This window comes from Pseudomonas sp. E141, assembly GCF_052659885.1.
On the sequence record NZ_CP084024.1, the window covers coordinates 1,251,280 to 1,274,662 of the forward strand.

Here is a 23,383-nt window from a genome sequence, read left to right on the forward strand (position 1 = left end):
TGAAAGCATCGCGAGCAGGCTCGCTCCCACATTGGACTCGAGACCCTGTGGGAGCGAGCCTGCTCGCGATGAGGCCCTAAAGGGCGGAAAAAATCTTACTTGGAAAGAAACCGCATCCCTTCTTCCAGCCCTCGCAAGGTCAGCGGGAACATGCGGTCCTCCACCAGTTCGCGCACGATGTTGGTCGAGGCAGTGTAGCCCCAGGTGTCCTTCGGGTATGGATTGATCCAGATGAGCTTCTTGTACTTCTCCATAAAGCGCTGCATCCAGACATACCCCGGTTCTTCGTTCCAGTGCTCGACGCTGCCGCCGGCCTGGGTGATTTCATACGGGGCCATGGCGGCGTCGCCGATGAAGATCACTTTGTAATCGGCGCCATACTTGTGCAGCAAGTCTTGGGTCGAGGTGCGTTCGGAAGTGCGGCGCAGGTTGTTTTTCCACACTGATTCATAGACGAAGTTGTGGAAGTAGAAATACTCCAGGTGCTTGAACTCGGTCTTGCAGGCCGAGAACAGTTCTTCGCAGATTTTTACGTGGGCATCCATCGAGCCGCCGATGTCGAACAACAACAGCAACTTGACGGTGTTGCGTCGCTCCGGGCGCATCTGGATATTCAGAAGGCCGGCGTCCCGGGCGGTGTGGTCGATAGTGCCATCGATGTCCAGTTCTTCGGCGGCCCCCTGGCGGGCAAACTTGCGCAGGCGGCGCAGGGCGACCTTGATATTACGGGTGCCCAGTTCCACCTGGTCGTCCAGATTCTTGTACTCGCGCTGGTCCCAGACCTTTACGGCTTTGCCCTGGCGCTTGCCGGCGTCACCGACGCGGATACCTTCGGGGTTGAAACCGCCGGAGCCGAACGGGCTGGTGCCGCCGGTGCCGATCCATTTGTTGCCGCCGGCATGGCGTTCCTTCTGTTCTTCCAGGCGTTTCTTGAACTCCTCGATCAGCTTGTCCAGGCCGCCCAGGGACTGGATCTGCGCCCGCTCTTCGTCGGTCAGCGAGCGCTCGAACTCCTTGCGCAGCCAGTCTTCGGGAATCAGCGCCTGGAGATGATCATCGAGTTTCTCCAGGCCATTGAAGTAGGCGGCGAACGCCCGGTCGAATTTATCGAAATGCCGTTCATCCTTCACCAGGATCGCCCGGGATAGGTAATAGAACTCGTCCATGTCGGCGAAGATCACCCGCTGTTTCAGGGCGTTGATCAGGTCCAGCAGTTCACGCACCGACACCGGCACCTTGGCGGCGCGCATTTCATTGAACAGGTTAAGCAGCATGGCAATCGCCCTCGCTCTTGTTAAAACGAAGAGGGTTCAGCGGGTGCCACGGCGGCTCATGAACGCCAGGCGCTCGAGCAGTTGCACGTCCTGTTCATTCTTGACCAGGGCACCGGCCAGAGGCGGAATGGCCTTGGTTGGGTCGCGCTCGCGCAGCACCGCTTCGCCGATGTTGTCGGCCATCAGCAGCTTGAGCCAGTCCACCAGTTCGGAGGTGGAAGGTTTTTTCTTCAGGCCCGGCACCTTGCGCACGTCGAAGAACACGTCGAGCGCTTCGCTGACCAGGTCTTTCTTGATATCCGGGTAATGCACGTCGACGATTTTCTGCAGGGTGACGCGGTCGGGGAAGGCGATGTAGTGGAAGAAGCAGCGGCGCAGGAAGGCGTCCGGCAGTTCCTTTTCGTTGTTGGAGGTAATGATGATGATCGGCCGCTGTTTGGCCTTGATGGTTTCATCGGTCTCGTAGACGTAGAACTCCATCTTGTCGAGTTCTTGCAGCAGGTCGTTGGGGAATTCAATGTCGGCCTTGTCGATCTCGTCGATCAGCAGAATCACCCGCTCTTCGGACTCGAACGCTTCCCAGAGCTTGCCCTTCTTCAGGTAGTTGCGCACGTCGTGCACCTTGTCCACGCCCAACTGCGAGTCCCGCAGGCGGCTGACCGCATCGTACTCGTAGAGGCCTTGATGGGCCTTGGTGGTGGACTTGATGTGCCAGGTGATCAGGCGCGCGCCGAAGGATTCAGCCAGTTGTTCGGCCAGCATGGTCTTGCCGGTGCCCGGTTCGCCCTTGACCAGCAAGGGACGTTCCAGAGTGATGGCGGCGTTGACGGCCAGCTTCAGGTCATCGGTGGCCACGTAGGCGCTGGTGCCTTCGAACTTCATCTGTAATTTCCTCGAACGTGACGCCGGCCTGACGAGGCGGGGCGCGCGAAATAAATGTCGTGCCCGACTATAACGCGGTGCCCCGCCGACTGTGAACGCAGACGCTGTATTCAGTCTCTGAATGGAGCGTCACATGTTGACTCAGTCGGCCGACGGCGGCGGCTGCTCATACCGGGCATTGAAGGCCTGGACGAAACCGTTGCGCAGGATCTGCAGGAAGGCTTCGAAGGCGCTGATGTCCTGCTGATGGACATTGCCGCTGAGCTCCACCCGGGTGGCAAACTGGTTCTTGCGCTGGTTCTTCAGGGCCGTTTCGCCCGCGCCCACCAAGGCCTCCCAGACCGAACGGAAGATGTTCTTTTTTTCGTTTTCCACATCCTGCTGCCAGTCGAACACGTCAACGTCGCGCAACAGCGGTTTGATGTAGCCGCTGAGCTGGGCGTTCTCGGCTTCTGCCTCCACCACCAGATCGCCATGGCCGGCATTGAAATCGAATTTGCCATAGGCCGCGGCGAAATCGTTGAGGCGCTTGAGTTCGATGTCCCTGGCGCGCAAGCGGAAGTCGAAATCCTCGAAGTCGCTCAACGGGTCGAAGGTCGCCTGCACCTCCAGCGGCGCATGTTCGGCCACCAGGGCCTTGCCCTCGAAACGGGCGTCGCGCTTGCCTTCGGTGTCGACCACGTTGGTCAGGTTATAGAAGCTGGCATTGACGTCGGTAGCCCGCAGGTTAACGGGCGGCTTGGAGTTGAAGTTGCGAAATGTCACCTTGCCGTCCCGGATTCGCACTTCGTTGAAGGTAATGGGCAGCAGCTTGCTCAGTTGCTCGCGCCAGTTGGTGCCCCGACCGGTCTGGGAGTTCTGCCGGTCGGCTCCGCCGTCGACGAAATTCACTTCGGGACGGACGAACTCCGCCTCGGCCACCACCGCATGGTCGTACCACAGCGAATGCCAGCTGACCGACAGGTCGATCAGTGGCGCCTCGACAAATGGCACAGGAACCTTGCCGTCGACCTTGACGATCTCCAGGCCGTTGATCCGGTAGGCCCCGCGCCAGAGCGCCAGGTCCACATCGGTCACTTGGCCGCGGTAGTCACCCATGTCGGCCAGTTTGTCGTTCAGGTAGTCGCGCACCAGGAACGGCAAGGTGAAATGCAGGGCCACCAGCACCGCAACGATGGCGGCGAAAGTCCACAGTGGCCAGCTGTATCGACGCTTCATTTCAGTCAGTCTCCCGCGTTGTTAAAACATTGACTGTTGTAACAACTGGAACGTTCGGTGCAACTGGACGCCCATGGGCAACAGGCATACCTTTAAGCGCTAAATCCCCGCTGCATTAAGGACCCAGTCATGAGCCGCATATTCGCTGACAACGCCCATTCCATCGGCAATACGCCACTGGTGCAGATCAATCGCATTGCCCCGCGTGGCGTGACCATCCTGGCCAAGATCGAAGGGCGCAACCCAGGTTACTCGGTCAAGTGCCGGATCGGCGCCAGCATGATCTGGGACGCCGAAAGCTCGGGCAAGCTCAAGTCCGGCATGACCATCGTCGAGCCGACTTCCGGCAACACCGGGATCGGTCTGGCGTTCGTGGCCGCCGCCCGCGGCTATAAGCTGATGTTGACCATGCCGGCCTCCATGAGCATCGAGCGGCGCAAGGTACTCAAGGCCTTGGGCGCGGAGCTGGTGCTCACCGATCCGGCCAAGGGCATGAAGGGTGCCATCGAAAAAGCGGCCGAAATCCTCGCCAGCGACCCTGCCAAATACTTCATGCCGCAGCAGTTCGATAACCCGGCCAACCCGGCCATTCATGAAAAAACCACCGGCCCGGAAATCTGGAACGACACCGACGGCGCTGTGGATGTGCTGGTGGCGGGCGTCGGCACCGGCGGGACCATTACCGGGGTTTCGCGATACATCAAGAACACCTGCGGCAAACCGATTCTGTCGGTGGCGGTGGAGCCTGTGGTTTCGCCGGTGATCACCCAGGCGATGGCGGGGGACGAGATCAAGCCCAGCCCCCACAAGATCCAGGGGATCGGTGCCGGTTTCGTGCCGAAAAACCTCGATCTGTCGATCGTCGATCAGGTCGAGCGGGTTACGGATGAGGAGTCCAAGGCCATGGCCCTGCGCCTGATGCAGGAGGAGGGAATCCTGTGCGGCATTTCCTGTGGCGCGGCGATGGCTGTAGCCGTGCGCCTGGCGGAAAAGCCGGAAATGCAAGGCAAGACCATTGTGGTGATCCTGCCGGATTCGGGTGAGCGCTACCTGTCGAGCATGTTGTTCAGTGATCTGTTCACCGAGCAGGAGACTCAGCAGTAATCGTGCCCCCCGGCGACTGGTGAGCGAAGGTTATTGTGGCGAGGGGATTTATCCCCGTTGGACTGCGCAGCAGTCCCCAGAACAGCTCAGTCACCTCGAGGTGTCAGCTATGGGGGCGCTTCGCAACCCAGCGGGGATAAATAAATCCCCTCGCCACAAGGGTGGGGGATGTTCAGTTGCGCTGGCCTGGGAGCGGCTCCTTGGTCGCGCTCGCCGCTGGTTTCAATACCAGCCACAGCGCCGCCGCAATCAGCACCCCGCCATACAGGTGCGCCATCCCCAACGGTTCGTCCAGTAGCAACGCCCCCCATAACACGCCAAACGGCGGGATCAGGAAGGTCACGGTCATGGATTTGACCGGGCCAATGGAACTGAGCAGGCGGAAATAAAGAATGTACGCCAGCGCTGTACACACCAGGCCCAACCCCAGCAGCGACAGCCAGACGCTCCAGCCACCCCAGCTGGCCGGAGGGTGACTGATGACGCTGTAGCCAAACAATGGCAACAGCAACACCGTGGCGCCGAACATGCTGCCCAGGGCCGCGAGACGGCTGTCCAGCCCGCCTTGATGATCAAGCCAGCGGCGGGCAAGGAACCCGGCGAAACCGTAGCAGGTGGTGGCGAGCAGGCAGGAGAGGGCGCCCATCAGCAATTGCAGGTCGAAGGCCACCGGCCCCGCGCCGGTCAGGATGCCGACGCCGAACAATCCCAGGAACACACCGCTGACCTTGGTCATGGTGAGTTTTTCGCTGAAGAACAGCGCGCCGATCAACACCCCCATCAAGGGTGTGGTGGCGTTGAAGATTGCCGAGTAACCGGCCGGCAGCACCTGGGCCGCCAGCGAATAAAACGTGGCTGGAATGCCCGAGTTGATCAGGCCCAGCACCATCACGATTTTCAGCTTGCCGCGAAAATTCCAGTCGATACGCATCAATGCCAGGATCACCAGCAAGCCGACAAAAGCGATGGACACGCGAAAAAATGCAGTGGGGATTGTGCCAATGACAGGGGCGATAATGCGCATGAACAGGAAACTGGCTCCCCAGATGGCGGCCAATGACAGCAAACGCAGGATATCAACGGGGTTCACAGCACATTCCTTCCTTGATCGGGTCGCAAGTGTCGCCTTGCTCAAGACCGATGGCAATGGTTGCGTTGCCGCGCGATTGGCCTCTAAGCTCAGTCGCCAATAACAAGCATGACCCGCCGAGGTTTACCCTATGCCGCAGCCATGGCCCGCCGCCGATATCGCCCGTTCGATCCTCGAAGGCTTTGACGATTACCGTGAGCATTTCCGGCAGATCACCGATGGCGCCCGCGCCCGGTTCGAGCAGGCCCGTTGGCAGGAGGCACAAGAGGCGTCTGCGGCGCGGATCAACTTGTATGAAGAAAAGGTCTTCGAAACCGTCGCCCGCTTGCGCAAGGCTTTCGAAGCCGAGGCGCTGATGGACGTTAGTTGCTGGCCGCTGGTCAAAAGCGCCTACATCAGCCTGATCGACCTGCGTTTCGACGATGAGCTGTCCGAGACCTGGTACAACTCGATCTTCTGCGGGCTGTTCAGCCATGACCTGATCAGCGACGGCACCATGTTCATCCATACCACCCGGCCCAGCCTGCGCCGCGCCCGAGCCGCCCAGACCCGTACCTACAAACCCGAGGGCCAGCTGGACCGGATGCTGGCGGCGATTTTCGCCGATTACCGTTTCAGCGAGGATTACGCCGACTTGCCGGGCGATTTGCAGCGCCTTGAAGCCCAATTGCGGGAGAACCTGCCCGACTGGGTCTGCAAGGACCCGCAACTGACGGTGGAATTGTTTTCGTCGGTGCTCTATCGCAACAAGGGCGCCTACCTGGTGGGCCGGATCTATACGCAGGACGACCAATGGCCGTTGGTGATCCCGCTGCTGCACCGCGAAGGCCGGGGCATCCAGATCGATGCGCTGATTACCGACGAGGCGCAGGTGTCGATCATTTTCTCGTTCACCCGCTCGTACTTCATGGTGGACGTGCCGGTCCCGGCGGAATTCATCGGCTTTCTCAAGCGCATCCTGCCGGGCAAGCACATCGCCGAGCTGTACACCTCCATCGGTTTCTACAAACACGGCAAATCCGAGTTCTACCGGGCGCTGATCAACCATCTGGCGAATACCGACGACCAGTTCATCATGGCCCCTGGTGTACGTGGCATGGTCATGAGCGTATTCACCCTGCCGGGCTTCAACACCGTATTCAAGATCATCAAGGATCGTTTCTCGCCGTCGAAGAACGTCGACCGCGCGACCGTGATCGAAAAGTACCGGCTGGTGAAAAGCGTCGACCGGGTCGGGCGCATGGCCGATACCCAGGAATTCGCCGATTTCCGCTTTCCCCTGAGCAAGTTCGAACCGGCATGCCTGGAGGAACTGCTGGACGTGGCGCCCTCCACGGTGTCGGTGGAAGGCGACACGGTATTGATTCGTCACTGCTGGACCGAACGGCGCATGACGCCACTGAACCTCTACCTGGAAAACGCCAACCAGGACCAGGTGCGCGAGGCGCTGGAAGACTACGGCCTGGCGATCAAGCAACTGGCGGCGGCCAACATCTTCCCTGGCGACATGCTGCTCAAGAACTTCGGCGTGACCCGCCACGGCCGCGTGGTGTTCTACGACTACGACGAAATCTGCTTTCTCACCGAAGCCAACTTCCGTCACATTCCCCAGCCGCGGACCCCGGAAGACGAAATGGCCTCCGAGCCGTGGTATTCCATCGGGCCGCTGGACGTTTTTCCCGAAGAGTTCCCACCTTTCCTGTTCGCCGACGCGGGGCAACGCAAACTGTTCGATCAACTGCACGGCGAGTTGTACAACGCCGATTACTGGAAGGGCCTGCAAGAGGCGATTCGGGCGGGCAAGGTGATCGACGTGTTCCCCTATCGGCGTAAAGATCTGGACAGCGAATAACCCCGAAATCTGCGCAAAACCTCTGTGGGAGCGAGCCTGCTCGCGATAGCGGTGGATCAGCCAGCATTAATGTCGACTGACACACCGCTATCGCGAGCAGGCTCGCTCCCACAAGGGAACAGCGGGCGGGCTGCCATGGGTCGGCGCAGCCTGCGCAAATCTGCGACAATCGGCCCCCTGCACAAACCGACGACCCTTGCGTACCTGATGACTGACCAAGCCCCCGCTATCGACAAGCTGCTGAAAAACCTCGACCACGCCATGCTCGCCGACCGTCACCGGTTGCGGCGTCAGTTGCTCGAGCTGCGCAAGAAACCCGACGAGGCCAAGCTGGCCCAGTGGGTGACGCGCATGCAGGCGTCGTGTGATCAGGTGTTGGCGCGCAAGGCCAGCCTGCCGGTGATTCGTTACGACGACAGCTTGCCGATCGCCGCCAAGCGCGACGAAATCAAGGACGCACTGCTCAAGCACCAGGTGCTGATCATCGCCGGCGAAACCGGCTCGGGCAAAACCACGCAACTGCCGAAAATCTGCCTGGAAATCGGTCGCGGCCAGCACGGTTTGATCGGCCATACCCAGCCGCGCCGGATCGCCGCGCGCAGCGTGGCAAGCCGGGTCGCCGAGGAGCTGGCCACGCCGCTGGGGGCGCTGGTGGGTTACCAGGTGCGGTTCGAAGACCAGAGCGACGCCAACACCCTGATCAAGTTGATGACCGACGGCATCCTGCTAGCCGAAACCCAGAACGACCGTTACCTGGAACGCTACGACACGATCATCGTCGACGAAGCCCACGAGCGCAGCCTGAACATCGATTTTTTGCTCGGCTACCTCAAGACCCTGCTGCCGCGTCGCCCGGACCTCAAAGTCATCATCACCTCGGCGACCATCGACCTGGAGCGTTTTTCCAAGCACTTCGATGACGCGCCGATCGTGGAAGTCTCGGGTCGCACCTTCCCGGTGGACACCTGGTATCGCCCGTTGACCCTGGAGCAGGACGAGGAGGGCAACCGCGTCGAGGACGACTTGACCGTCGACCAGGCGATCCTCGCCACCCTCGATGAAATCGCCGCCTATGAGCGTAGCGAACGCCGCAGCCCCGGTGACGTGCTGGTGTTCCTGCCGGGCGAGCGGGAGATTCGCGACGCGGCGGAAATGCTGCGCAAGGCCCAGCTCAAGCACACCGAAATCCTGCCGTTGTATGCGCGATTGTCACCGGCCGAACAGCAGCGAATCTTCCAGTCCCACCCGGGCCGTCGCGTGGTGCTGGCGACCAACGTCGCTGAAACGTCGCTGACCGTGCCGGGCATCCGCTACGTGATTGACAGCGGCACCGCGCGCATCAGTCGCTACAGCTATCGCGCCAAGGTCCAGCGCCTGCCCATCGAAGCCATTTCCCAAGCCAGCGCCAATCAGCGCAAGGGCCGCTGCGGGCGGGTCGAGCCGGGGATCTGCGTGCGGTTGTACAGCGAGGAGGATTTCCTCGGCCGGCCGGAATTCACCGACCCCGAGATCCTGCGCACCAACCTGGCGGCGGTCATCCTGCAGATGTTGCACCTGCGCCTGGGGGAGATTACCGATTTCCCGTTCATCGAACCGCCGGACGGCAAGGCCATCAGCGACGGCTTCAACTTGCTGCAAGAGCTGTCGGCGGTGGACCGCAACAGTCAGTTGACCCCGCTGGGCCGCCAGTTGGCGCGCTTGCCGGTGGACCCGCGCATGGGCCGTATGCTGCTGGAAGCGGCGAAACTGGGCAGCTTGCAGGAAGTGCTGATCGTCGCCAGCGCCATGTCGATCCAGGACCCGCGCGAGCGTCCACCGGAGCGTCAGCAGGCGGCTGACCAGGCCCACGCCCAGTGGAAAGACCCCGACTCGGACTTCGCCGGGCTGGTCAATCTGTGGCGCGGTTTCGAAGAGCAGCGCCAGGCCCTGACCGCCAGCCCGCTGCGCAACTGGTGCCGCAAGAATTTCCTCAACTACCTGCGCCTGCGCGAGTGGCGCGATTCCCATCGCCAGTTGAGCCTGATCTGTCGGGACATGCAGTTGAGCCTCAATAAAGAGCCGGCTGATTTCCCGAAACTGCACAAGGCGGTACTTTCCGGCCTGTTGAGCCAGATCGGTCAGAAAACCGAAGACGGCGACTACCTCGGTGCCCGTCAACGACGGTTCTGGGTTCACCCCTCGTCAGGCTTGGGCAAGAAGCGTCCGCAATGGCTGATGACCGCCGAACTGGTGGAAACCACCAAGCTGTACGCGCGCATGGTGGCCAAGATCGAACCGGACTGGATCGAACCGCTGGCCGGCCACCTGATCAAGAAAAACCACTTCGAACCCCATTGGGAGAAAAAGCGCGGGCAGGTGGTGGCGTATGAGCAGATCACCCTGTTCGGGCTGATCGTGGTCGGTCGCCGGCCGGTGCATTACGGGCCGGTGGACCCGGTGGTGTCGCGGGAACTGTTCATCCGCGAGGCGCTGGTGCGCGGCGAGATCCAGTCCCGGGCCAAGTGCCTGAGTGCCAATACCCAACTGCTGGAGCAACTCGACGAACTGGAAGCCAAGGCCCGCCGTCGCGACATCCTGGCGGACGAGGAAACCCTGTTCGCCTTTTACGATGCGCGCTTACCGGCCGAGATCCATCAGACCGCGACCTTCGACAGCTGGTACCGGATCAACAGCCAGAAAGACCCGCAACTGCTGATCATGCGCGAAGAAGACGTGCTGGCCCGCGAGGCCAGTGAAGTCACTGCCGCGTACTACCCTGACACGTTGCGCGTCGGTGAGTTGACCTTGCCGCTGAGCTACCATTTTGAACCCAACCATCCCCGCGACGGCGTGACCTTGCGCGTGCCGGCACCGCTGCTGCCCATGTTGCCGCCGGAGCGTCTGGAATGGCTGGTGCCCGGGATGATCGAAGCCAAGTGCATCGCCCTGGTGCGCAACCTGCCCAAGGCCCTGCGCAAAAACTTCGTGCCCGTGCCGGATTTCGTCAAGGCCGCGCTGCAACGCATCACCTTTGCCGAGGGCTCGTTGCCGCAATCCCTGGGCCGCGAGCTACTGCGCATGACCGGCGCGCGGGTTAGCGACGAAGCCTGGACGGAAGCTGCGCAGCAGGTGGAAAGCCATCTGCGCATGAATCTGGAAATCGTCGATGGCCAGGGCAAGTTTCTCGGCGAAGGCCGTGACCTGGCCGAGTTGACGGCGCGCTTTGCCGAAGCCAGCCAGGCCGCCTTGGCCGTGCCGCAGACGGCGAAAAGCCAGGCGCCGGTGGAAGCGAAAATCTTCGCCCCGGTGGCCGAGAAAACCCAACAGAAGATCGCCGGGCTGTCGATGACGGTGTACCCGGCGCTGGTGGAAGAGGGCGGTGTGGTCAAGGAAGGCCGCTTCCCGACCCCGGCTGAAGCCGAGTTCCAGCACCGTCGCGCCTTGCAGCGGTTGCTGATGCAGCAATTGGCAGAATCGGCCAAGTTCCTGCGCGGCAAACTGCCCGGGTTGACGGAACTGGGCCTGCTGTACCGCGAACTGGGACGCATCGACAGCCTGGTGGAAGACATCCTGCTGGTCAGTCTCGACAGTTGCGTGCTGGAAGGCGAGGCGAGCCTGCCCCGTGATGGCGCCGCACTGGCATCCCTGGCCGAGCGCAAACGCGGCGGCTGGACCGAACACGCCGAACGCCTGGCGAAGCTGACCCTGGAGATCCTCAAACTCTGGCACGGCCTGCAAAAACGCTTCAAGGGCAAGATCGACCTGGCCCAGGCCGTGGCCCTGAACGACATCAAGCAGCAACTCAGCCATCTGGTGTACCCGGGATTTGTGCGCGAAACCCCGCATCAGTGGCTCAAGGAGCTGCCACGCTACCTCAAGGCCATCGAGCAGCGCTTGGAGAAACTCGGCAGCCAGGTGCAGAAGGACCGGGTCTGGAGCGGTGAACTGTCGAACCTCTGGGCCCAGTACCAGACCCGCGCCAGCAAACACGCCCAGGAAGGCAAGCGCGACCCGCAACTGGAGCTGTACCGCTGGTGGCTGGAGGAGTACCGGGTGTCGCTGTTCGCCCAGCAACTGGGCACCAAGGTGCCGATTTCGGATAAGCGCTTGAGCAAGCAGTGGGGGCAGGTGGAGCCCTGACCCCGGCGCAAGACCTGTGGGAGCGAGCAGGCTCGCTCCCACAGGGTTTGGTTTTGTAATTCACTGAGAATGGGCCAAACGCCAGCGTTTATGGCAAACTTCGCGCCTATAAATGCCGGTCCCGTGGTTTTTAGCGTCGATAATCACGGGCGGATCGGAATAAAGCGCTGCCAGGTCTGCTTCCCCTGGATGGGAAAAGACCCCTTGTGTGTTGGTACGTCGGTGCCAACGCTTTCTGCCTGAACAGATCAGAGACACGACCATGCATAACGTCGTCATCAGCGGCACCGGCCTGTACACCCCGGCCAACAGCATCTCCAATGAAGAGCTGGTGCAGTCTTTCAATACCTACGTCGCGCAATTCAACGCCGACAATGCCCAAGCCATCGAGCGGGGAGAAGTCGAGGCGTTGACCGAATCCAGCGCGGCGTTCATCGAAAAAGCCTCCGGCATCAAGAGCCGCTTTGTCATGGACAAGGATGGCATCCTCGACCCGCAACGCATGACCCCGCGCCTGCCCGAGCGCTCCAACGATGAGTGGTCGGTGCTGTGTGAAATGGCTGTCGGCGCGGCAAAACAGGCGCTGGAGCGCGCCGGCCGCACCGCCGCCGACATCGATGGCGTGATCGTCGCCTGTTCCAACCTGCAGCGTCCGTACCCGGCCATCGCCATTGAAGTCCAGGAAGCGCTGGGCATCGAAGGTTTTGGTTACGACATCAACGTGGCCTGTTCCTCGGCGACGTTCGGCATCCAGGCCGCGGCCAACAGCGTACAACTGGGCCAGGCCCGGGCGATCCTGATGGTCAACCCTGAGGTGTGCACCGGGCACCTGAATTTCCGCGACCGCGACAGCCACTTCATCTTCGGCGACGCGGCCACCGCGGTGATCATCGAACGGGCGGACCTGGCGACCTCGCCGTATCAGTTCGACGTGGTCAGCACCAAGCTGCTCACCAAATTCTCCAACAACATCCGCAACAACTTCGGCTTCCTCAACCGCGCCGGGGAAGAGGGCATCGGCAGTCGTGACAAGCTGTTTGTCCAGGAAGGTCGTAAAGTCTTCCGCGATGTCTGCCCGATGGTGGCCGAACTGATTGGCGTGCACCTGGAAGAAAATCAGCTGAGCGTCGGTGAAGTGAAGCGTTTCTGGCTGCACCAGGCCAACCTGAGCATGAACCACCTGATCGTGCGCAAGCTGCTGGGTCGCGAAGCCACCGAAGAAGAAGCGCCGGTGATCCTCGACCGCTACGCCAACACCAGCTCGGCGGGTTCGGTGATTGCGTTTCACTCCTACCAGGATGATTTGCCCAGCGGTTCGGTCGCCGTACTCAGCTCGTTCGGCGCCGGGTATTCGATTGGCAGCGTGATTCTGCGTAAACATTGATCCTCTGGCGGCGACGAAATTTTTTGTGGGAGCAAGGTCATGTGGGAGCAAAGCTTGCTCAAGAAACAGGCAGCGCGGTTTATGAAGGACCGCGTCGCCCGCATCGCGGGCAAGTCTTGCTCCCACATCAGCCCCCTCGCCACAACCGCGATCTATTCAGCAATGGGCGTTGAATGACCGTCACCGACGACACACAACTGCTCCAACGCCTCCTGGCCGGTGAGCAGCAGGCCTTCAAAGAGCTGGTCAGCACCTACCAGAGCCCGATGCGCGCCGTGGCCTACGCCATCGTGGGCAGTCGGCATGCCGATGAAGTGGTGCAGGACGCCTGGTTGTCAGTGGTGCGCAACCTCAATGGCTTCCAGGGCCGCTCCAGTCTCAAGACCTGGCTGCTGACCATCACCGCCAACGCCGCCAAGGGCCGCTACAAGCAGAACCGTCGGGAGGTGTTGCTCGATGATCTGCCGTCGCCCCACGGGACCCTGGGCGATGATCGTTTCGCCGCGGATGGCCATTGGCTGCTAGCACCGTTCGCCTGGCATCAGGACACACCGGAGGCGCTGCTCACGATGAGTGAGCTGCGCGAATGCCTCGAGCACACGCTGCTCAGTCTGTCGCAACTGCAAAGCAGTGTCTTGACCCTGCGCGAACGTCAGGGCCTGGAACTGGAAGACATCTGTAATCTTCTGGACATCTCGCTCTCCAACGTACGTGTGCTGTTGCATCGGGCACGGCTGAAGGTCTTTGCGACCGTGGAACATTTCGAGGAAACCGGCGAATGCTGACCTGCAAGGAACAAGTGGCGCGCTCCAGCGATTTTCTCGACGGCCAACTGAGTTTTCGTGAGCGCCTTATGGTGCGCCATCACCTGATGTTCTGTGCCACGTGCCGGCGTTTCATTCGCCAGATGCGCCTGATGCAGGCCACGCTCAGAAAGCTGCCCGAATCGCCGGTTCCCGACCTGGATCAGTTGGCTGAAAAACTCGCGGCCGAGCGCAAACGTCACCACCCATAACCCCTTGCACAAGTCGATCGCTCTAACTTGCCGCTTGCAGCTCACCTCTTGAAGCTGCTTCTGGGTTATTCCCTTTCGAAGTAAAAAGTTCCCCTGTCATAAAATCTTTATCTGACAGCAACTGCGCTGACACAACCCATCGCCAAGATCCCCTCCAACACCAGCGGGCTCAGTTCCGCGTGTTTTCTAACGGCATAGACTACCAACAGGGGAATTCTTCGATGATCCGTAAGCACTTCGCAGGTGTTGCCGCCAGCGCACTGGCAATGGCAGTAACCGCCCAGGCTTTCGCCGGCACCGTCACCACCGATGGCGCCGATATCGTGGTCAAAACCAAGGGCGGCCTTGAGGTCGCTACCACCGACAAAGAGTTCAGCTTCAAGCTTGGCGGTCGTTTGCAGGCTGACTACAGCCAGTTTGACGGTCTCTACACCGATAATGGCAATTCGGCCGACGCCGCTTACTTTCGTCGCGCTTTCCTGGAACTGTCCGGCGTGCTGTACACGGACTGGGCCTACACCATCAGCTACGACTTCTCGCATAACGCCGGCAGTTCAGACGACGGTTACTTTGACGAAGCGTCCATGGCCTACAACGGCTTCAAGCCGGTCTCGATCAAATTCGGTCGTTTCGACCCGGATTTCGGCCTGGAAAAAGCCACCAGTTCCAAGTGGGTGACCGCGCCGGAGCGTAACGCCGCTTACGATCTGATCGACTGGGCCAACGGCCACCAGAACGGTCTGGGTCTGCAAGCGTCCAGCACCTTCGCCGATTCGTTCTATGCCTCCGCTGGCGTATTCGCCAAGGACAACAACGACACCGACGGTGACAGCGTCAAGCAGGTCAACGGTCGCTTCGTATTCGCGCCGATGCACGACTCCGGCAACGTTCTGCACTTCGGTGTGAACGTCGCTTCCCGTGACGTCTCCGACACCGTATTCGATGCACGTTACCGTTCCCGCCTGGGCATGCGTGGCGTCGAAACGCTGGGTGGCAACGATGCCGGCCCTAACGGCAACCGTCCGTTGCTGGGTGGCGCGAACAACTCGCCGGCCGGTTCGTACGACACCGACACGGCGTTCGGCCTGGAAGCCGCTTTCGCCATGGGGCCTGCGTCGATCCAAGGTGAATACATTTCGCGTAAAACCAAGGCTGACAGCGACGCCTTCGAAGACATCAAAGGTCACGGCTTTTATGTCCAGGGTGCCTACACCCTCACCGGTGAATCCCGCGGCTATAAGATCGGCAAGTTCGACGCGATCAAGCCCGCCAACAAGTCCATCGGCGCCTGGGAAGTGTTCTATCGCTACGACAGCATGACCGTCGAAGACGACAACATCACCACTGCCTCCGCGACCCGTGACGTGGGCGATGCCGAAGCCAAGGTGCACAACCTGGGCGTGAACTGGTACGCCAACGAAGCGGTGAAAATCTCCGCTGCCTACGTCAAGGCCAAGGCCGACAACGTGACCAATGCCAACGGCGACGACGATGGTGACGGTTTTGTCATGCGCGCCCAGTACGTGTTCTAAGTCGGCTGATTTGATTCAACGCTTCATGTTTCATCCGTTATAGCTCCTTTGAACCCCGCCTCTGGCGGGTTTTTTTTTTTACGTCCGTCCGCTCAGGATCGGCGATACTCGCCCCATCCGCATTCTGGATATCGGGGAGCCGCATGCCGCTACACGTTCTGGACAGCCTGTCCGCCATCGCGCCGCAAGAGTGGGACGCGCTGGTGCCCGCCAATCAACCTTTCCTGCGCCACGCTTTCCTCTCGGCCCTGCAAGACAGTGGCAGCCTGGGCCCGCAATCAGGCTGGCAGGCCGAGCATCTGCTGCATATTGAAGACGGGCGTGTGCTGGCGGCTCTGCCCAGTTATCGCAAGTGGCATTCCTACGGCGAATACGTGTTCGATCACGCCTGGGCCGACGCCTGCGCCCGGGCCGGGATCGACTATTACCCCAAGCTGTTGACGGCGGTGCCGTTCAGCCCGGTCAGTGGTCCACGACTGCTGGCGGCAAGTGGGGAAGACGGGTTGGAGTTGCTTGCCAGCCTGCCGGGTTATCTGGAAATCGAATCGCTCTCCAGTGCCCACATCAACTTCACCGATGCCTTTACCGACGCAGCGCTGGCCGGGCAGGAGGGCTGGCTGCAGCGGATTGGTTGCCAGTACCACTGGCGCAATCGCGGGTATCGGGACTTCCAGGATTTTCTCGACGCGCTCAGTTCCCGCAAACGCAAGCAGATGCGCAAGGAACGTGAGCAAGTGGCGGGGCAGGGTATCGAGTTCCAATGGCTGGAAGGTCATCAACTGGACCAGGCCCAGTGGGATTTTGTCTACGCCTGTTACGCCAATACTTACGCGGTGCGTCGGCAAGCGCCGTACCTGACCCGGACGTTTTTCAGTCTGCTGGCCGAGCGCATGCCCGAGGCCATTCGCGTGGTGTTGGCCAAGCAAGGTTCACGGCCGGTGGCGATGGCGTTCAGCCTGGTGGGCGGTGACAGTTTTTATGGGCGTTACTGGGGTTGCCTGGCGGAATTCGACCGTTTGCACTTCGAGACCTGTTTTTATCAGGGCATGGATTACGCCATTGCCCACGGCGTGCAGCGTTTCGATGCCGGTGCCCAGGGCGAGCACAAACTGATTCGTGGTTTCGAGCCGGTGATCACCCGTTCCTGGCACTACTTGCGCCATCCGGGCCTGAAGGCGGCGGTTGCAGACTTTCTGGTCCGGGAGCAGGAGGGCGTGTTGGCGTATGCCGAAGAGGCGAAGACCGCACTGCCTTATCGGCAGTGCTGATCTTCGCCGGCGTGACTCAGCTGTTTTCCTTGCCCAGCCAGCGGTAAGCAACACCGCCGACGATGGCGCCCAGCAGCGGTGCCACCCAGAACAGCCACAATTGCTCGATGGCCCAGCCGCCGACGATCAGTGCCGGACCGGTACTGCGGGCCGGGTTGACGGAGGTGTTGGTGACCGGAATCGAGATCAGGTGGATGAGCGTCAGGGCCAGGCCGATGGCAATCGGTGCCAGGCCGGCTGGCGCACGTTTGTCGGTGGCGCCGAGGATGATCAGGATGAACATTGCCGTCATGACCAGCTCAGTCACAAAGCCGGCCACCATGGAGTACTGACCGGGCGAATGTTCGCCGTAACCGTTCGCTGCCAGGCCGGAAGCGACCAGGTCGAAGCCTTCCTTGCCGCTGGCGATGAAGTAGATCAACGCGGCGGCGAGCACCCCACCAATGATCTGGGCAATGATGTAGGCAGGCAGTTCCTTGGCCGGAAACCGCCCGCCCACGTACAAGCCCACCGACACGGCCGGGTTCAGGTGGCAACCCGAGATATGGCCGATGGCGAACGCCATGGTCAACACCGTCAGGCCGAATGCCAGGGCAACCCCCAGCACGCCGATCCCGGAAGCGGCCAATACAGCGCTGCCACAGCCGCCCAACACCAGCCAGAACGTACCCAACAACTCAGTCGTTGAACGTTTGAGTAAAGACATAAGCATCCTTGATAAAACAGTCGTGATAATCGGTTATGCATCCAGCAGAATTACGACAGGTTCATCTCCAGAACCTGGGCTGAGTACAGCAGAACGTTGCGACAAATCCAGCGGCATTAAAAAACCGCCAGAGTCATGGACTGTGGCGGTTTCGGCCTTGGACGGTGGGGAGTATGCGGTTGCGGTGTGGGGCAAATCGATCCTGGACAGAATTTTTCAGAAAGGTCTTACTGCACTGACCTTGCGGTTTAAACCCGGTCCTGTGGCCAGGGAGCAAGCTCCCTCGCCACGGGTTAGGTGGAGCCTGGTTGATTCAATCAATCCCCACAAACCCACCCGTCTGATGCTGCCACAGCCGCGCATACAACCCGCCATGGGCCAGCAGTTCGGCATGGCTGCCGGTCTCGGCGATGCGGCCGTTTTCCAGCACCACCAGCCGGTCCATTCGCGCGATGGTGGAGAGGCGGTGGGCGATGGCGATCACGGTCTTGCCTTGCATCAGGGTCTCGAGGCTTTCCTGGATCGCCGCTTCGACTTCCGAGTCAAGTGCTGACGTCGCTTCGTCCATAATCAGGATCGGCGCATCCTTGAGCAGCACCCGTGCGATGGCAATACGCTGACGCTGGCCGCCGGACAGCTTCACTCCGCGTTCACCCACATGGGCATCAAAACCGCTGCGGCCTTCAGCGTCCGACAGCAGCGGGATGAACTCATCGGCCCGGGCCTTGTGCACCGCCGCCCAGAGTTGCGCATCGGTGGCGTCGGGTTTGCCGTAGAGCAGGTTGTCGCGAATGGAACGGTGCAGCAGCGACGTGTCCTGGGTGATCATGCCGATGCGCTCGCGCAGGCTTTCCTGGCCCACTTCTGCGATGTCCTGCCCATCGATGAGAATGCGCCCGCCTTGCACGTCATACAGACGCAGCAGCAGGTTGACCAGCGTGGATTTGCCCGCACCGGACGGGCCGATCAGGCCGATCTTTTCCCCCGGCTTGATCACCAGGTTGAGGTCGCCGATCACCCCGCTTTTCTTGCCGTAGTGGAAATCCACATGCTCGAAGCGCACTTCGCCACGGGCCACCGCCAAAGGCTTGGCCTGGTCGCGGTCGGTAACGCTGACGGGCTGGGCGATGGTCTGCAAACCGTCCTGGACCATGCCGATGTTTTCGAAGATGCCATTGACCACCCACATGATCCAGCCGGACATGTTGACGATACGGATCACCAACCCGGTCGCCAGGGCAATCGCGCCCACGCTGATCAGCGACTGGGTCCAGAGCCACAGGGCCAGCGCCGTGGTGCCGACGATCAGCAGCCCGTTCATGCTGGTGATGACCACGTCCATGCTGGTGACCACGCGGCCGGCCAATTGGGCTTTCTCGGTCTGCTCCTGGATGGCTTCGCGGGCGTATTGCTGTTCGAAGTTGGTGTGGGCGAACAGCTTCAGCGTGGTGATGTTGGTGTAGCCGTCGACGATCCGGCCCATGAGTTTGGAGCGGGCATCGGACGATACGACGGAGCGCTCCTTGACCCGCGGCACGAAGTAGCAGAGTGCACCGATGTAGGCGGCGATCCAGATCAGCAGCGGGATCATCAGGCGCCAGTCGGCTTCGGCAAACAGCACCAGTGAGCTGATGGCGTAGATCAGCACGTGCCACAGCGCGTCCACGGCCTGCACCGCTGAGTCGCGCAAGGAGTTGCCGGTCTGCATGATGCGCTGGGCGATGCGTCCGGCGAAGTCGTTCTGGAAAAAGTTCAGGCTCTGCTTGAGCACGTAGCTATGGTTTTGCCAGCGGATCAGGCTGGTCATGCCGGGGCTCAAGGTCTGGTGCACCAGCAGGTCATGCAAGGCCACGAAGATCGGCCGGAAAACCAGCGCCACCACCGCCATCCACGCCAGCTCCAGGCCGTGGAGCTTGAAGAAGTCCACGTTCGGCGTGCCCTGGGTCAGGTCGATGATGCGGCTCAGGTAGCTGAACAGCGCCACCTCGATCAGTGCGCCGATCAGGCCCACCACCAGCAGCACGGCGAAGCTGGGCCAGACTTGTTTCAGGTAATAGGTGTAGAAGGGCAGGACGCGGTTCGGTGGTGCCGAGGTCGGGGCGTCGCGGAAAATGTCGATCAGTGTTTCGAAACGGCGATAAACCATGGGTACATAGCCCGGGCCGGGCTCTCCTTTTTTCCTGTGAGCGGCGCGGGATCGCCGCCGCCGCTCAGGCTTGCCCTGTGCTGTTTAGTCGATGCGCTTGGCCGACTTGATGATCACAGGATCGATCGGCACGTTTTGCATGCCTTGTTTGGTGGTGGTCTGGGAGTTGACGATGATGTCCACCACGTCCATGCCCTTGACCACTTTGGCGAACACCGCGTAACCGGCGTCACGGCCCGGGTCGAGGAACGCATTGTCGGCCACGTTGATGAAGAACTGGCTGGTGGCCGAGTTCGGGTTGGAAGTACGCGCCATCGACAAGGTGCCACGAACGTTATGCAGGCCGTTGCTGGCTTCGTTCTTGATCGGTGCCTTGGTGTCTTTCTGTTGCATCTGTTGGGTGAAACCGCCGCCCTGGGCCATGAAGCCCGGGATCACGCGGTGGAAAATCGTGTTGTTGTAGAAGCCGCTGTCCACGTACTCAAGGAAGTTCTTGGTACTGATCGGCGCCTTGACCGGATCCAGCTCGATTTCGATCTGACCGTTGGTGGTGTCCAGCAATACGTGGGGCGCCTTGGTCGGCTGTGCGGCCATCAGGTTGGCGGCAAACAGGACGGAGCCGGCGGCGAGGGCGATTTTTTTCAGCATGGGTTCAGTGATCCTGAGTAGTTGAGTCGATTGCGGTCAAAAATTCGAGCAGGGTTTGGTTGAAGCGTTCGGGTTGATCCAGCGGGGTCGCGTGCCGTGAGTCGGCAATGACCACCAGCCGGGCATCGGGCAGCAGTTTCACATAGGCCTCTTTCAAGGCCACGGGGGTGTAGTCGTGGTCGGCGCAAATGACGAGGGTTGGACAGGCCACCTGCGACAGTCGTTCCTGAACCCCCCAACCAACAATGGCATCGAAGCTGGCGAGATAAGCACGTTTGTCGTTTTTTGCCCAGCGCCGGGCCATTTCCAGGCGTAACTCGGTCTGTTGCGGTTTGGGGAACAACTTGGCGCCCAGGGCCTTGCCAATGGTTTCAAGGCTCAGAAGGCGCATCAGGCTCCAGCGCTTGAACCATTGCCAGCAGTCATCAGGCGTGCGGACTTTGACTTGCGGCGCGCTGTTGACGATGCACAGGCTCCTGACCCGCCCGGGCTCATCCACGGCCAGTTGAAAACAAATCATGCCGCCCATGGACCAGCCCACCAAGTGCACCGGGCCCAGGTCCAGGTGTTCGATCAGGGCGATCAGGTCGGCGCTGAAACCTTCGATGCTGTAAGGCCCGCGAGGTTTGTCGGAGCGTCCATGGCCGCGCACGTCCACCACGATCAAACGGTAGTGGGCGGACAATACCGGGATCTGTTTTTCCCAGTCGCGGGTGCTCGAGCCCAGCCCGTGGACCAGGATCAAGGGCGCGCCGTGGCCGTATTCCTCGTAGTGCAGGTTGCAATCTTCCTGGGCGAAATAGGCCATTGGCAAAATCCTTGTCAGGCTTGTTCAGGGGAGGCGAACGGCGCATCCAGCGGCGCGGTGTCGAAGGTGCGCAGCAGTTCGATGAGGATTTGCGTGGCCGGGCCCAAGGGTTTTTCCTTGTTGGAAAAAAGATAGAAGGTGGAGTTGCGAGTGCCGCCCTGTTCCAAGGGTAAACGCTTGAGCAAGCCTTCCTTGAGTTCCCGCTCGATCATGTGCCGCGGCAGCCAGGCGAAGCCCAGGCCGCTGCCGACGAACGTCGCGGCGGTGGCCAGGCTGCCGACGGTCCAGCGTTGCTCGGCACCCAGCCACCCGACGTCGCGGGGTTGCTGGCGACCGGAGTCGCGGATCACCACCTGCAATTGGCTTTCCAGATCCTGGAAGTTCAGTTCGCGGTTGAGGCGATGCAGGGCGTGTTCGGGATGGGCCACCGCGACGAATTCAACATCGCTCAGTTCGGCGCCCAGGTAACCGGGAATGCTGAAGCCGCTGATGGCCAGGTCCGCCACGCCTTCGAGCAGCACTTCCTCGACACCCGATAGCACTTCTTCGCGCAAGCGCACGCGACAGCCACGGCTTTGCGGCATGAACGCGGTCAAGGCGCGTACGAGGCGGGCGTTGGGATAGGCGGCATCGACCACCAGCCGCACTTCCGCTTCCCAGCCTTGCTCCATGTGATGGGCCAGGTCTTCCAGTTGGCTGGCCTGTTTCACCAATTGACGGGAACGACGCAGCAATACGCCGCCGGCTTCGGTCAACACGGCCTTGCGCCCATCGATACGCAGCAACGGCACGCCGAGCTGGTCCTGCATGCGGGCCACGGTGTAACTCACCGACGACTGGGAGCGGTGCAGCACCTCGGCGGCCTGGGCGAAGCCGCCGTGGTCGACCACCGCTTGCAAGGTTCGCCATTGATCCAGGGTCACGCGGGGCGCTTTCATATTGAGCTCCTCTTGTCCTAAGCTGGCGGTCCCTTGGTGGAGACTGCCTAATGAAAAAAATCTGTTGTGTGGTGCTGGCCCTGTTGCCGCTGACTGCGTTCGCGTACCCGATCGATGTGGAGAAACACCTCAACGGCCTGAGCATCGACTACACCGCCTATGACACCGACGCCGACATTGGCTCCATTCAGGTCAACAACTACGGCGGCACCGACGCGGCCTGCACCGTGGTATTTCGCAACGGCCCTGAAGCGCCACGCACCCGCAAGATCGAAGTCGCCGCCGGCAAGTTCAAGAACGCTACCGCCAAGTTCAACCGCAACATCATCAAGCTGCGCATCACACTGACCTGCCAGCCGAAATAAGTCGGTGACACAGGAGCGAGCCAATCCTTGCTCCGCTTATAAACGAATTTATCGATGTTTTGCAGCAATTATTTGCGCTTTTTGATCGATGTAACCATGTTTAAGCTTCATTCCATCGACTGACAACATTCTCCGATGGAGGCTACAACCCATGTCCCGCGTTCTGATCATCGAAAGCAGTGCCCGCCAGCAAGACTCGGTTTCCCGTCAACTGACCCAGACCTTCATCAACCAATGGAAAGCTGCGCACCCGGCCGATGAAATCAGTGTTCGTGACCTGGCCATCCATCCGGTACCGCACCTGGACGCCAATCTGCTCGGGGGCTGGATGAAGCCCGTCGAGCAGCGCAACGACATCGAAAACGCTTCCCTGGAACGCTCCAACCAGTTGACCGATGAATTGCTGGCCGCTGACGTGCTGGTGATGGCTGCGCCGATGTACAACTTCGCCATCCCGAGTACCTTGAAAGCCTGGCTGGACCACGTACTGCGTGCCGGTGTGACCTTCAAGTACACCCCCACCGGTCCCCAGGGCCTGCTGACCGGCAAACGTGCCTTCGTCCTGACCGCTCGCGGCGGCATTCATGCCGGCGCCAGCTCCGACCATCAGGAACCCTACCTGCGTCAGGTCATGGCCTTCATCGGCATCCACGACGTGACCTTCATCCATGCCGAGGGCATGAACCTGGGCGGTGATTTCCAGGAGAAGGGCTTGAATCAGGCCAACGCCAAGCTGTCCCAGGTCGCCTGATCCGTTAATCCTCAGGTAATCGCTAGGTGGTCTAGTGGCCTGGCGCTCCCTTCAAGCTGTTTTGCGCATCGAACCTCCCTTTGCACTTGTTGCTCCTGAGTGCAGTCGCCCGATTGAACGCTTTAGCGAGATCGGGCTTTTTTTTGCCTGCAATTCCAGGCCAGCCACACAACCCTGTGGGAGCGAGCCTGCTCGCGATTGCAGTGTGACTGTGTAAGAGAAATCACCTGACACTCCGCCATCGCGAGCAGGCTCGCTCCCACAGGGTTCAGTGCCTGGGTTG

19 protein-coding genes are annotated in these 23,383 nt (G+C 60.8%); 10 read left to right on the forward strand and 9 right to left on the reverse strand.

Annotated elements, in window-relative coordinates; translation table 11 throughout:
• Nucleotides 1-95: 95 nt before the first annotated feature.
• The 3 genes from GKKCFE_RS05755 to GKKCFE_RS05765 form a co-directional block, all read right to left on the reverse strand.
• On the reverse strand, nucleotides 96-1,274 hold the full coding sequence (locus GKKCFE_RS05755; protein ID WP_076385924.1) for a vWA domain-containing protein: 1,179 nt from the start codon (nucleotides 1,272-1,274) through the stop codon (nucleotides 96-98).
• 36 nt (nucleotides 1,275-1,310) lie between these two features.
• A complete protein-coding gene (locus GKKCFE_RS05760; protein WP_003184225.1) occupies nucleotides 1,311-2,156 on the reverse strand; it encodes an AAA family ATPase in 846 nt (281 codons plus the stop codon).
• A 141-nt stretch (nucleotides 2,157-2,297) separates the two neighbouring features.
• Nucleotides 2,298-3,374, reverse strand: a complete 1,077-nt coding sequence (locus GKKCFE_RS05765; protein WP_047227930.1) for a DUF748 domain-containing protein — start codon at nucleotides 3,372-3,374, stop codon at nucleotides 2,298-2,300.
• A 129-nt stretch (nucleotides 3,375-3,503) separates the two neighbouring features.
• On the opposite strand from GKKCFE_RS05765, the gene cysK reads away from it, so the two are divergent.
• Complete coding sequence (gene cysK / locus GKKCFE_RS05770) at nucleotides 3,504-4,478, forward strand: cysteine synthase A (protein WP_047227929.1); 975 nt, start codon at nucleotides 3,504-3,506, stop codon at nucleotides 4,476-4,478.
• A 172-nt stretch (nucleotides 4,479-4,650) separates the two neighbouring features.
• On the opposite strand, the gene GKKCFE_RS05775 is transcribed toward cysK, so the two are convergent.
• Nucleotides 4,651-5,568 (reverse strand): DMT family transporter, encoded by a 918-nt coding sequence (locus tag GKKCFE_RS05775; protein WP_047227928.1) that lies wholly within the window; start codon nucleotides 5,566-5,568, stop codon nucleotides 4,651-4,653.
• A 130-nt stretch (nucleotides 5,569-5,698) separates the two neighbouring features.
• On the opposite strand from GKKCFE_RS05775, the gene aceK reads away from it, so the two are divergent.
• The 7 genes from aceK to GKKCFE_RS05810 all read left to right on the forward strand — a co-directional run bounded on the left by aceK (nucleotide 5,699) and on the right by GKKCFE_RS05810 (nucleotide 16,738).
• Nucleotides 5,699-7,420, forward strand: coding sequence for a bifunctional isocitrate dehydrogenase kinase/phosphatase (aceK, locus tag GKKCFE_RS05780; RefSeq protein ID WP_139050903.1), 1,722 nt, complete (start codon nucleotides 5,699-5,701; stop codon nucleotides 7,418-7,420).
• 207 nt (nucleotides 7,421-7,627) lie between these two features.
• Complete coding sequence (gene hrpA, locus GKKCFE_RS05785; protein ID WP_339491762.1) at nucleotides 7,628-11,539, forward strand: ATP-dependent RNA helicase HrpA; 3,912 nt, start codon at nucleotides 7,628-7,630, stop codon at nucleotides 11,537-11,539.
• Between the two features lie 262 nt (nucleotides 11,540-11,801).
• Entirely contained in the window at nucleotides 11,802-12,923 is a 1,122-nt protein-coding gene (locus GKKCFE_RS05790) for a beta-ketoacyl-ACP synthase III (protein ID WP_047227926.1), read from the forward strand.
• Nucleotides 12,924-13,096: 173 nt separating this feature from the next.
• Nucleotides 13,097-13,708 (forward strand): RNA polymerase sigma factor, encoded by a 612-nt coding sequence (locus tag GKKCFE_RS05795; protein ID WP_047227925.1) that lies wholly within the window; start codon nucleotides 13,097-13,099, stop codon nucleotides 13,706-13,708.
• Nucleotides 13,702-13,938 carry an anti-sigma factor family protein gene (locus tag GKKCFE_RS05800; RefSeq protein WP_445577577.1) on the forward strand — a complete coding sequence of 79 codons (237 nt, stop codon included), beginning with the start codon at nucleotides 13,702-13,704 and terminating at the stop codon, nucleotides 13,936-13,938. Before GKKCFE_RS05795 ends, GKKCFE_RS05800 begins: the two co-directional genes overlap by 7 nt.
• Before the next feature lie 221 nt (nucleotides 13,939-14,159).
• On the forward strand, nucleotides 14,160-15,470 hold the full coding sequence (locus GKKCFE_RS05805) for an OprO/OprP family phosphate-selective porin (protein ID WP_139050900.1): 1,311 nt from the start codon (nucleotides 14,160-14,162) through the stop codon (nucleotides 15,468-15,470).
• A 143-nt stretch (nucleotides 15,471-15,613) separates the two neighbouring features.
• Complete coding sequence (locus tag GKKCFE_RS05810) at nucleotides 15,614-16,738, forward strand: GNAT family N-acetyltransferase (RefSeq protein ID WP_445577578.1); 1,125 nt, start codon at nucleotides 15,614-15,616, stop codon at nucleotides 16,736-16,738.
• 16 nt (nucleotides 16,739-16,754) lie between these two features.
• Here GKKCFE_RS05810 and aqpZ read toward each other — a convergent pair whose 3' ends face one another.
• From aqpZ to GKKCFE_RS05835, 5 genes are all read right to left on the reverse strand, one after another.
• Nucleotides 16,755-17,444 (reverse strand): aquaporin Z, encoded by a 690-nt coding sequence (gene aqpZ / locus GKKCFE_RS05815; protein WP_445577579.1) that lies wholly within the window; start codon nucleotides 17,442-17,444, stop codon nucleotides 16,755-16,757.
• A 313-nt stretch (nucleotides 17,445-17,757) separates the two neighbouring features.
• Nucleotides 17,758-19,590, reverse strand: coding sequence for an ABC transporter ATP-binding protein (locus GKKCFE_RS05820; protein WP_076385916.1), 1,833 nt, complete (start codon nucleotides 19,588-19,590; stop codon nucleotides 17,758-17,760).
• Nucleotides 19,591-19,674: 84 nt separating this feature from the next.
• Nucleotides 19,675-20,238, reverse strand: coding sequence for a peptidylprolyl isomerase (locus GKKCFE_RS05825; protein ID WP_076385914.1), 564 nt, complete (start codon nucleotides 20,236-20,238; stop codon nucleotides 19,675-19,677).
• Between the two features lie 4 nt (nucleotides 20,239-20,242).
• Nucleotides 20,243-21,046, reverse strand: a complete 804-nt coding sequence (locus GKKCFE_RS05830; RefSeq protein ID WP_445577580.1) for an alpha/beta fold hydrolase — start codon at nucleotides 21,044-21,046, stop codon at nucleotides 20,243-20,245.
• 14 nt (nucleotides 21,047-21,060) lie between these two features.
• Nucleotides 21,061-21,984: a LysR family transcriptional regulator gene (locus GKKCFE_RS05835; protein ID WP_445577581.1), complete on the reverse strand. Its 924-nt coding sequence runs from the start codon at nucleotides 21,982-21,984 to the stop codon at nucleotides 21,061-21,063.
• Nucleotides 21,985-22,034: 50 nt separating this feature from the next.
• Here GKKCFE_RS05835 and GKKCFE_RS05840 point away from each other — a divergent pair, with 50 nt between their 5' ends.
• Nucleotides 22,035-22,349 carry a hypothetical protein gene (locus tag GKKCFE_RS05840; RefSeq protein ID WP_047227916.1) on the forward strand — a complete coding sequence of 105 codons (315 nt, stop codon included), beginning with the start codon at nucleotides 22,035-22,037 and terminating at the stop codon, nucleotides 22,347-22,349.
• Nucleotides 22,350-22,500: 151 nt separating this feature from the next.
• Nucleotides 22,501-23,100, forward strand: coding sequence for an FMN-dependent NADH-azoreductase (locus GKKCFE_RS05845; protein WP_047227915.1), 600 nt, complete (start codon nucleotides 22,501-22,503; stop codon nucleotides 23,098-23,100).
• Nucleotides 23,101-23,383 lie beyond the last annotated feature (283 nt).